Annotated in this window: 5 protein-coding genes; all 5 read left to right on the forward strand. The window is 49.1% G+C overall.

From position 1 onward, the window contains the following. The 5 genes from uup (at window position 1) to QNM19_RS05300 (ending at window position 11,805) form a co-directional block, all read left to right on the forward strand. Window positions 1–1,914 (forward strand): ATP-binding cassette ATPase Uup, encoded by a 1,914-nt coding sequence (gene uup, locus QNM19_RS05280; protein WP_049865512.1) that lies wholly within the window; start codon window positions 1–3, stop codon window positions 1,912–1,914. A gap of 11 nt (window positions 1,915–1,925) precedes the next feature. Beyond that, a complete protein-coding gene (locus QNM19_RS05285; protein WP_049865513.1) occupies window positions 1,926–3,647 on the forward strand; it encodes a DUF3466 family protein in 1,722 nt (573 codons plus the stop codon). 696 nt (window positions 3,648–4,343) lie between these two features. Next, window positions 4,344–7,505, forward strand: a complete 3,162-nt coding sequence (locus tag QNM19_RS05290) for a glycosyl hydrolase family 18 protein (RefSeq protein ID WP_284026440.1) — start codon at window positions 4,344–4,346, stop codon at window positions 7,503–7,505. Between the two features lie 48 nt (window positions 7,506–7,553). Next, window positions 7,554–9,143, forward strand: a complete 1,590-nt coding sequence (locus QNM19_RS05295; protein WP_284026441.1) for a lytic polysaccharide monooxygenase — start codon at window positions 7,554–7,556, stop codon at window positions 9,141–9,143. A gap of 19 nt (window positions 9,144–9,162) precedes the next feature. Next, window positions 9,163–11,805, forward strand: a complete 2,643-nt coding sequence (locus tag QNM19_RS05300) for a glycosyl hydrolase family 18 protein (protein ID WP_284026442.1) — start codon at window positions 9,163–9,165, stop codon at window positions 11,803–11,805. Window positions 11,806–11,862: the final 57 nt, after the last annotated feature.

Below are 11,862 nucleotides of genomic sequence, written 5' to 3' on the forward strand. Positions count from 1 at the left end.
ATGGATTTAATCAGAATTGCACGGGCCCAACTGGCTTTTGGTACTCATCCCCTGTTAGATCAGGCAGATGCAGTTATTGAAGCGGGTGAGCGGGTCTGTATCGTCGGGCGCAACGGTGCCGGTAAGTCAACCCTGCTCAAAGTCCTGGACGGGCAAGTCCAATTGGACGACGGTGAAATCAACCAGGTCTCCGGGCTAAAAGTGTCGCGGCTGGAACAGGATCCGCCTAAAGGGGCCCAGGGCAGTGTATTTGATTATGTAGCGGGTGGCCTGCCAGATATTGCCCAGCTGCTGATTGATTATCATAACGTCAGCGAAGCGTTGCAGACCGATCACTCGAGTAGCCTGTTGAGCCGTTTGGAACGTTTGTCTGCAGACATTGAAGCTAAGGATGCATGGCGGTTTGAAAGCCGTATCAAGCTGGTACTGACACAGTTGCAATTGACTGCCAATATGAAGCTCGAAAAGTTATCTGGTGGCTGGCTACGTAAAGTGGCTCTGGCTAAGGCTTTGGTGAGTGACCCGGATCTGCTATTACTTGATGAACCGACCAACCACCTGGACATGAGCAGCGTTGAATGGCTGGAGCAGTTCTTAAAAGAATTTAAAGGCGGCATTGTTTTTATCTCGCACGACCGGGCATTTATTCGCGGTGTTGCAACCCGAATACTCGACTTAGATCGCGGTAAGCTTATTTCTTACCCGGGCGATTATGCCAAGTACCTGGACCAAAAAGCCCATGACCTGAAAGTTGAAGAGGCGCAAAATGCCTTGTTTGACAAGAAACTCGCCGAGGAAGAGGCTTGGATCCGTCAAGGGATAAAAGCGCGACGCACACGCAACGAGGGACGAGTCAGAGCCCTTAAAGCACTGCGGGTTGAGCGTAAGCAGCGTGTTGAGCAAGTCGGCAAGACTGACTTTAACATTGAGTCAGCTGAGCGTTCGGGCAAACTGGTATTTGAGGCTCAACATATTGGCCATGCCTTTAAAGATAAGCGCATTGTCAATGAATTCTCGACTTTGGTTATGCGTGGTGATCGGGTTGGCTTAATTGGCCCTAACGGCGTAGGTAAAACGACTTTACTGAAAATTCTATTTGGTGATATTTCTCCGGATAAAGGTAAAGTGAAGCAAGGCGTTAACCTTGAAGTGGCCTATTTTGACCAGTACCGGGAAAAACTGGATGAAGAAAAAACGGTTCAGGACAATGTCGCTGAAGGTAAACAAGAGGTGCAAATGGGCGGTCGCAGCCGTCATGTACTGGGTTACCTGCAAGATTTCTTATTTCCTCCTGCACGCGCTCGTACCCCGGTTAAGGCATTATCAGGAGGAGAGAAGAACCGTCTGTTGCTGGCTAAATTGTTCCTGAAACCTTCGAATGTGCTGGTGCTGGATGAGCCGACCAATGACTTAGACATCGAAACGCTTGAGTTACTCGAAGAGATTATCAATCAGTATCAGGGAACTATCCTGATCGTCAGCCACGACAGGGAGTTTATCGATAATACCTGTAACAGTGTTTGGGCATTTGAAGGTCATGGTAAGGTAACTGAAATTGTCGGCGGCTTTAGTGACTTTGAAGCGTACCGAACACAGCAGCAGGCGCAGCAAAAAGCGCTAGAAAAGCTCGACAAAGAGAAACAACAAGCGAGCGATAACAAAAAATCTGCCAATAAAAACAAATCTGGCAAATTAAGCTACAAATTAAAGCTTGAACTAGAAGCATTGCCGGGTAAAGTAGAGGCTCTGGAAAACGAGCTGGAAGAGCAGCAAAACCTGGTGAATTCACCGGAGTTTTTTAAGCAAGATCCTGAAACGACCCAAACCGCGTTGAACCATTTGGCTGACCTTGAGTCCAAGCTTGAAGCCGCGTTTGAGCGTTGGGAAGAATTAGAAGCATTACAGAATCAGTAGTAAGGATTGAAATGAAATATTCACTTATGGCCGCCAGCATTATTTTCGGCCTATCTGGTCAGGCGATTGCCGCGACCTACAAACTCACTGAATTACCAACCAGCGACATTGGCAAAATGCATTATGTCACTGACGTCAATGAAAGCGGCGATGCTATTGGCCGCGTGACAGGCTTGTTTAATTTGCCAGTCGACATTAGCTATATTGACTTTCAAGACAATTCGATCACAAGTTACTACAATAGCTACAAGGATATCCTGGAGGATAGAGACGAAACCATTTCTTTCACTCTGGATGATATAGAAAATGGTAACGCGCTTTCAACAGATTCAGAAGCACACAACTTTATGCTGGGCTACTTATCGTCTGGTACCCAAAGTGCCAGCGCTGAATTCCAAAAAATCAGTTCTGTCGCTGGCCTCGAATTCACAGGCACCAGTGTTAACCTGGTCGATATATTCGATATAGAATCGCCCGATTATGCAGGTCTGACACGTTCAGTCAGTAATGCGATGACCGCTGTCGCGGCAGACGGCACTGTGGTTGGCTGGGGCTCTGCACCTTTTAAAAAAATCACTTTCACGCCAGAGGGAGAAAGTGAGGAAAAAACCTACTTTGTGCGTGACTGGCATGCTCGCGGGATCGTGATATCTCCGGGTGGCAAGCGCGTAGTATTGGAACCTGCATTCACTGAATATGGTGGTTACAGCATTGCCTCTGATATTACGCTGACTGATGAAGGCAATTATCTGGTTGTTGGCCAGGCGTCGGTAGGCTTGTCTGAAAACAGCCAGACGACGATTACGGACAATTGTGATGACAAAGATGAGCCTGAAGCTGTGTGTATCTGGCGTCAGGGCAGGGGAGTCTATGATCTGCGCGCTTACCAATGGACGCTGGATAAAGACTTCAATGTCATTGATACGAAAGACCTGGGTATCGGTTTGGAGCGCAAAGACGATGAAGATAATCCGTTTTACAGCTCGGCTTATGCCATCAACAAAGCGGGTATTGCAGTTGGCAGGTCCCGAGTCAGGATCGATGATAGCTTAAAGGCTTATGAAGAGCCTGGCTATTACCAGGATGGTCAGTTTTTCACTTTACGAGAGCATGATGACTTTTATCAGTCCGGATATGCTCTGGACATCAATGATAGTAATGTGATTGTGGGGTACGTAGGCAGACAAAACCAGGGCACGTTATTTGACGTGAACGGGTTTTACTACGATATGAATGATAAAACCTTGGTAGAGATCCCAAGTTATTTCAGTGGCTCCGACACGCATGTCCGAGACATTAACAACGCCGGTTATATGGTCGGTGACGGCGAGACTGAGAAAAACGTATCTAACTCTCGCAGTGAAGCCTTTATGTATAAGATTGGTGATGAAAAGCTAACTAACATTAATGATTTACTACCTTGTAAAAGCGATGAATTCCCCTATACCGTATCCGAGGCGATCCGGATAACGGATGACAATACGATCTATGCGGTTGCTACCAAAACGGTGACCAAGCTAGACTCGTTTGGGAACCCAGACAAGGATTCAGATGGCAACGAAGCATCAGAATCCGTTGTGGTGCCAGTGGTTCTGACTAAAACGGGTAGCACAGAGCTCAGTGAATGTGTTGCGCCGGAAACAGAGACGTATGAGCGTCAGTCTGCATCTCTGAGCTGGTTGTCTTTACTTGCACTTCCTCTATTGTGGGTACGTCGCAGACGCCAGAAATAAGCTATCCGAGGCATACATGAGTATGCCTCGCGCCTCCTTCGATTACAGCTGCTTCTTAATATTACCCGCCCGGGCACTGCTGTGGCATTATTTTTAGCTTCAAAAACGCTCACCATAGGTCATGCAGATTTAGCCTGGCTGACACAGACTCTTTCCTTCACCTTAATCAAAGCGACTTTATTAGCTCGAAAAACGAAATATCCTTTCTTGTCGAACAGATAATTACGCCTCTCTGATTCGTTGCTTTTGTGGCTTCTTGCACTTATGCGTAGGCTTTGAACATTGTTCAATCTTTGATAACGCCTTATTTTTTGTAAATATATCGTATTGAACCGTGCAGTAAATACTGTTTTTTAGATCCTTAAGTACTACCATTTAAAAATTTAGCCATCCTTACGGCTGTTCTTACCAGTTCGCTTTGTAAATCTAATGATACAATGTGGAACCTTCCAAATACCTCGCCATTCATAAATATGCAACAAATAAATAATCTTTATATTTATCATATGCATGGTGCGAATTTTTATCGATGTAGTTGTGTTTTTAACAGTAAAAATGTACTAGATTATTATTGTTGACTAGTTACTTGTTATGTTTTTTTGTCTCGATAAACTTCATCCGCCTGCATCTGAGATAGAGATGTAATGAAGTTCTATTGATGTCAGGTTAAAAATAAAAACAAGTGAGGATGCATTTATGCAACTAGTTAACATAAAAAAGCCAACCGTTAAGCTTAGCGCAATAGCGCTGGCATTAATGGCACACCACGCGAGTGCGGCGGTGGATTGTAGTGAGATACCTCAGTGGCAGGCAGGACAGGTGTATACATCTGGCCAGCAGGTGCAACAAGATAACATAGCTTATCGGGCAAATTGGTGGAACCGTTCATCACCTAAGCTTCGCTCTGGCCAATGGCAGGAGTGGCGTAAACTGGGTGATTGCCAGGGAGGCGAGCAACCTAATCAATCACCAGTGATTGACATGGAGCAGCCGGGTAGTGATATGAGCGTGACGGAAGGCGAAAAGCTTCAGTTCGTTTTCAGTGCACATGACAGCGATGGCATCGTCAGACAGGTTTCTGTGTATCACAATGACGCTTTGGTGAAAGTACTGGACGAGGCCCCATACGTACTCAACTGGAAGGCACGCGTCGGGGATCACATTTTCCATGCTGTTGCGATTGATGACGATGGTGCAAAGTCGGTATCAGCAAAGCGTACTGTTCAGGTAGCAGCATTGCCGCCGGAAGAAAAAAATACCGCACCTGTCTCACGCCTCACAGCTGAATTGCCCAATGAACTGGAAGTGGGTAGCCAGGTCCGGTTGACACTGCGAAGTCACGACAAAGAAAATGACCGCTTAACTCAGGTGTTGACGTTGAATGGTCAAGAGATCAAACGTACTGATCTTGCGCAAGCACACTACGAGTGGTCAGCTGCATCGGCCGGGCGTCATGAGTTCTCTTTGCAGGCAACGGACGAGCATGGCCTGGTGTCAGAAACCATCACGCGTACTTTTATTGTGAAAGCGCCGGGTGACGATAAAACCAGTCAGTTGGATTGTTTGCCTGCCGGTTTATATCGCACACCCGGCGTAACCAGTGCTTATTGTGATGTGTACGATAGCGAAGGCCGGGAGAAAATGGGCGCTGATCATCCGCGACGCGTGATTGGTTACTTTACCAGCTGGCGCCATGGTAAAAATAACCAGCCAAGCTATCTGGTTAATGATATCCCCTGGGACAAGATCACCCATATTAACTATGCCTTTGCCCATGTAAACAGTCAGAACGAACTGAGTATTGGTGACCCAAAAGCTGAAGGCAACGCTGCGACCAATATGACCTGGCCGGGCGAGGCGGGTGCTGAAATGGACCCAAGTCTGCCTTATACCGGGCATTTTAACTTGTTAAACCGTTACAAAAAGCAGTATCCGCACGTTAAAACGATGATTTCTGTGGGCGGCTGGGCTGAAACAGGCGGTTACTTCGATGAAACCGGGACGCGCGTTAACAGTGGTGGGTTTTACACCATGACCACCCATGCCGACGGCAGTGTGAATCATGAAGGGATACAAGCGTTTGTTGCCAGCTCTGTGGCTTTCTTACGTCAGTACGGGTTTGATGGTCTGGACATCGACTACGAATATCCGTCGTCAATGAAAGATTCGGGTCACCCTGAAGATTTTGACATCAGTAACCAGCGCCGTGCTGGCCTGAATAAGTCTTATCAGGTGCTGATGAAATCTTTGCGTGAAGCGCTGGACAAAGCGGGTGAGCAGGATGGTAAGCATTACATGCTGACCATAGCGTCTCCTTCTTCGGGTTACCTGTTAAGAGGCATGGAAACGTTTCAGACTGCACAGTACCTGGATTTTGTGAACATCATGAGTTACGACCTGCACGGTGCCTGGAATGACCATGTTGGCCACAACGCGCCTTTGTATGATACCGGTAAAGACACTGAACTGAAAACCTGGAATGTATACGGTACCAAGGAGTTTGGTGGAATTGGCTACCTCAACACAGACTGGGCCGTGAATTATTTCAGAGGTGCATTACCAGCCGGGCGGATCAACATAGGTATTCCCTATTACACCCGTGGATTTAAAGATGTGCGTGGTGGTGAAAATGGTCTTTGGGGTCGAGCGCCACTGCCTGATCAAAATGCCTGTCCGAAAGGAACAGGGATTGGTGAGAAGAACAAATGTGGTAATGGTGCCATTGGCATCGACAACCTGTGGCATGACATAGAAAATGGTCAGGAAGTCGCTGCCGGGTCGAACCCTTTATGGCACGCCAAAAACCTGCAACATGGTATCAATCCAAGTTATCTGGCTGACTATGGCCTGACGCCTGCTACAGATCCGGATGATGTGATGCGAGGCGACTATGTGCGGCATTACGATGACATCGCTGTCGCTCCCTGGTTGTACAATGCACAGAAAAAAGTCTTCTTGTCGATGGAAGATACTGAATCCATGCAAACCAAGCTTAATTATGTGCTTGAAAAAGGCCTGGGTGGCGTGATGTTCTGGGAGCTGGCCGGCGACTTTGACTACCATGCAGATAAAGGTGAGTACTTCATGGGCTCGACTATGACCAGTCTCGCCTACAACACTTTTAATCAAAATGGCACAGACTACGCCACGGTGCAGGGTGATGCAGAATTTGTTGTGCCTGAGTCAGCGGTTGATATCCGTTTTAACGCCAAAGATTTCCCGGTTGGCGATCAGAATTACCCAATCAGACCCACATTCGCGTTCACCAACCACTCTGAGCTGGACCTGAGCGGGGCGACAATCAGCTTCAATGTGCCGGTCTCAACCTCTGCGATCTTTAAGTCCAACTGGAATGCTCGCAAAAAGCTGGGCATGAAAGTAGAGCATGATGCCAGCAATACACGCGGTAACAACATTGGTGGCTTTGACAACGCATTCCATCGTTTCTCAATTACCCTGAAAAACGAGTGGGGCGGTCAGCTGGAGTCGTTTAAACCAGGCGAGACTGTCAACGCTCAGGTTATGTACTACATGCCGATCACGGGGCCCGTTAACTTTGTCATCGAAAAAGACGGCAAACAATACGCCTTCAGTAGCGAATATCCTCAGTTGCCTGTAGCGAAAAAGTCAGACGACACATCCGGTGGTAATCCACCATCCGGCACGCTTTGCGAGGGGGTTGAGCTGAATAATATCAATCATTACCCACAGTGGCCGCGCACCAACTGGGCCGGCACACCAAGCCATGCGCTTGGTGGCGATATGCTGATCCACAACGGCTACGTTTACAAAGCCAAATGGTGGACCAATGCCACGCCATCCAATGGTGGTGCCTGGCAGCAGGTTTGCTCGCTGTAATCCTCAACAAATAGCGGTGGCATCACTGCCACCGCAGGAGATATCCCTATGAAATATAATAAAACCCTGTCGGCTTTTGCCGTGGGGATGACCTTGGCTGCTGCCAATCAGGCATTAGCGCACGGCTATATGGACTTTCCCAAGGCTCGTCAGGCGATTTGTCAGGAGCAGGGCGGATTCTGGTGGCCAAAAGATGGTTCCAAGATCCCCAATGCAGCCTGCCGCGCCGCATTTTTGAAATCCGGCCATGTACAGTTTATTCAAAAACATGAATTCGCTGCCAATACGGCACATTTTAACGATCAAAGCGCGGTTGAGGCGAATATTCCTGATGGCACTTTGTGTCATGCCGGCGATAAAAACAAAGCGGGCATGGGTTTACCCTCAAAAGACTGGCAGACAACTCCAGTAACGGTCGACAGTCAGGGAAAAGTTAAAATTCGTTATCGGGCGACAACGCCACACAACCCCAGTTTTTGGCAGTTTTATCTGACCAAGCCGGGTGTTGATTTTAAAAACAAAGCACTTAGCTGGGCTGATCTCGAACTGGTACAAAGCCATGGCAATATCGACTTTTTTATGGCACCCGACGGTAAACGTTACTACGAGATGACAGTCGCCATTCCCGAGCGCTTTTCGGGGGATGCGATCCTGTACAGTCGCTGGCAGCGGGACGATGTAGTCGGAGAAGGTTTTTACAACTGTAGTGACATTACCATTGTCAGGGGATCAGAACCTCAGCCACCACAAAGCTGGTATAGCGCCGGGTACTATCTGCGTCAGGGGCAGCAAGCGCATGTTGGCGATACAGTTTGGGTGCGCGTGTTCGACACCAACGGTAAAGAGTTGATCCAGGAAAAGCTCACTATTACTGAGGCTCATCACAACAACTGGCCTGAGTATTTTGCGACTCAGCTCAATGAGGCGTTTGCTTCGCTGATCCGTATTGGCGTGCGGGATGAGAATGGCAACATTCACTTTGATGCAACCAGTCTGGCGAGTAATCAGGTTTTTGTTACTGATCAGACGCATAGCTTCAATCTCAGTGTGGTGGCTAAACCTGCGAATACACCACCTACGGTACACACCCCAGCAATATTGACCGTACAGGAAGGGCAAAGCGCTCATTTGCATGTGCATGCTTTCGATGATCAGCAAAGCACACTGCATTTCGACTGGCAGCTACCGGCTCAAATCGAGCACACCGGCAGAGGCTCAACCATCACGGTCACGGCCCCACAGGTTGATAAAGACACGCAGTTTAGTGGCAAGGTCACCGTCTCCGACGGACAGCTAAGCACCTCTGTCAATGTGGTTATTGCGGTGACTAATCAGGATACCACTCCAACACCACCCGATAGTGACGCCTGGCAGACGGATAAGGTTTATACCGGTGGAGACATTGTCAGCTTTAACGGGAGTCAATACCGGGCCAAGTGGTGGGTTCGCGGACAGCGGCCAGACAGCAGCCATGCCTGGGAGCGCATAGCATCACCTTCTGAACCTCAAGACCAATGGCAAGCCTCAGTGGCTTACGCGGGTGGTGCCGTTGTGCGTTACCAGGGTCAACGTTATCAGGCCCGTTGGTGGACCAGAGGGCAGCAACCAGGCAAGCACAATGTGTGGAAAAAACTATAACAATTCAAGAGGAAAAAACATGTTTAACTATTTGATCAGTGCGGCTGCGGTCGCATCAGCTATATCTGTAGCGACAGCTGTCGCCGCACCATCAACCCCGAGCATCAACTGGAAACCGCAAAACTACTCCTTTGTTGACGTCAACATTTACGGCAGAGGCTCCTACAAACAGCTGATCCAGGCCAAAGAGGTGGTCGATATCGCCATCGAATGGAATGCCTGGTCGGGCAAAGGGGGTGACAGTTACAAAGTGTACTTTGATGACGAGGTGGTTAATGAAGGGCAGCTGGCGAAAGGCACCACCAGTGGGGTGATCCGTTTCCCTTATCATAAATCAGGGCGGCATGAATTGCGCATTGCATTGTGTGATGCGTCGGGTTGCGCCACCTCTGCCAGTAAGCCCATCGTAATTGCTGATACCGATGGTGGACACCTGGAACCACTCAAGCTGAACGTCAACCCCAATAACAAGCAATATGACACCGACCCCAATACCGTGGTGGGTGCCTATTTTGTCGAGTGGGGCATATACGGCCGCAACTTTGATGTAACCCAGCTCCCGGCGGATAACCTGACTCACCTGTTGTATGGCTTCATTCCTATTTGTGGGCCGAATGACTCGCTGGCAGAAATTGAAAATGGCAATAGTCTGCGCGCGTTGAAGTTGGCGTGTGGCAGCTCTGAAGACTATGAAGTGGTGATCCACGACCCCTGGGCTGCGGTGCAAAAAGCCCTGCCGGGGATCAGCAGTAAAGATCCAATTCGCGGTACCTACGCGCAATTAATGGCGCTTAAACAGCGTAACCCGGACCTGAAGATCTTACCTTCGGTGGGGGGCTGGACTTTATCCGATCCCTTCTTTGACTTTACCGACAAAGCGAATCGCGACACCTTTGTCAGGTCAATGCGCGAGTTTCTGACGACCTGGAAATTCTATGATGGTGTAGATATAGACTGGGAATTCCCGGGCGGTGATGGTGCCCACACGGACTTAGGCGCAAGCACGGATGGTGAAACCTATGTGTTGCTGATGAAAGAGCTCAGAGTGATGTTGGATGAGCTGGAAGCCCAGACGGGTCGCGACTATGAACTGACATCAGCCATTGGCACTGGATGGGACAAAATCGAAGATGTGGATTATCGCGATGCTGCGCAGTACATGGATTACATCTTTGCCATGACCTATGACTTTTACGGTGGCTGGAACAATGAAACTGGTCATCAGACGGGCATATATTGTGGTTCACACCTGAGTTCAGATGAATGTCAGGGTACCGGGTTAGATGAGCAAGGGGAGGCAAGAAAAGGTCCTGCTTATACCCTGGATAATGCAATTCAGTTATTACTTAAGCAAGGTGTGCCCAGTGAAAAGCTGGTAGTTGGTGCAGCCATGTACGGACGTGGCTGGGAAGGTGTTTATCCGAACAATGCCCAAATTGCAGATAACCCGATGACCGCGCCGGCCAACGGTAAGTTGCGTGGCAGCACGTCACAGGGCGTTTGGGAAGCCGGTGTCATTGACTATAAAGGGCTCAAGGCACACATGATTGGCCGTGATGAGCAGGGCATTAATGGCTTTGAAGTGGGTTATGACACCACAGCCGAAGCGGCTTATGTTTGGAACCGCGATACAGGCACACTTGTGACCTATGACAGCCCGCGTTCCGTCAGAGCAAAGGGGCAATATGTCCGTGAACACAATCTGGGTGGTTTGTTTGCCTGGGAAATTGATGCGGATAACGGTGATATTCTCAATGCGATGCACGAAGGATTGGCCGGGAAAGTGACTGAGCCGGTACCAGTGAACAAAGCACCAGTAGTTACTATGCCGACTAACCTGACGCTGGCGGCGGGTGACATCTTTATTCTGACTGCTGATGCGCGCGATCCCGAAGGCAAAGCGCTGACTTATCGTTGGTCTGGTGATGCTCAACTGAATCTGCAAAGTGAGGATGACAGCGTTATCGTAACGGCGCCGAATGTCACTCAGGATGCGGTGTATACGGTTAACTTGCAGGTTTCCGATGGGGTGAACAAGGTACAGCGACAGGTCAAAGTACTGGTTAAAGCGCCGGTGGTTGAAAATAAAGCCCCCGTTGTTGGAGATATAGCAAGTATTAGCCTGGATGAAAAGTCCAGCAAAACGCTGACTGTGGGTGCCACTGATCCGGAAGGTAAAGCACTGAGTTATCGTTGGCATGTGCCGGGTCATACCATCAGCGGCCAGGGCGCATCTGTCACTCTGAACGCCTCTGAAGTGGAAAAAACACAGACTGTGACCGGCACTGTGACCGTCAGTGATGGCGTCCACGAAGTGCAGCGTCAGTTTAACGTCACCGTGAAAAACCTGGCTGATACGCCTGATCCGATGCCTGGCGATGGCAAAACCACCTGGGATGCCAGCAAAGTGTATGTAGGCGGTGACAAGGTGTTTTACAAAGGCGTTGAATATCGCGCTCGCTGGTGGACACAGGGGGCGGCGCCTTCCAACGGGGGCGTGTGGCAGGAAATCATCCCAGACGACGGCAAAGTGCGAGCCTGGCGTAGTGACCTGGTTTATACCGGCGGAGACAAAGTTACACACGGCGGAGAAACCTGGCAGGCACGCTGGTGGACTCGAGGTCAGACGCCAGGCACTAACGGTGTGTGGCGCAAGCTATAAATTAACCTGCTGTTATGGATAACCCGATTAGCGCAGGGATGCGCTTCCAACAAATAA

It is taken from the genome of Pseudoalteromonas ardens (genome assembly GCF_030125445.1).
Classification (GTDB): domain Bacteria; phylum Pseudomonadota; class Gammaproteobacteria; order Enterobacterales; family Alteromonadaceae; genus Pseudoalteromonas; species Pseudoalteromonas ardens.

Bases quoted from the DNA above. Each gene is read 5' to 3' on its own strand.
- QNM19_RS05300 (WP_284026442.1), top strand. From the start codon at position 9,163: ATGTTTAACTATTTGATCAGTGCGGCTGCGGTCGCATCAGCTATATCT.
- QNM19_RS05285 (WP_049865513.1), top strand. From the start codon at position 1,926: ATGAAATATTCACTTATGGCCGCCAGCATTATTTTCGGCCTATCTGGT.
- uup (WP_049865512.1), top strand. From the start codon at position 1: ATGGATTTAATCAGAATTGCACGGGCCCAACTGGCTTTTGGTACTCAT.
- QNM19_RS05295 (WP_284026441.1), top strand. From the start codon at position 7,554: ATGAAATATAATAAAACCCTGTCGGCTTTTGCCGTGGGGATGACCTTG.
- QNM19_RS05290 (WP_284026440.1), top strand. From the start codon at position 4,344: ATGCAACTAGTTAACATAAAAAAGCCAACCGTTAAGCTTAGCGCAATA.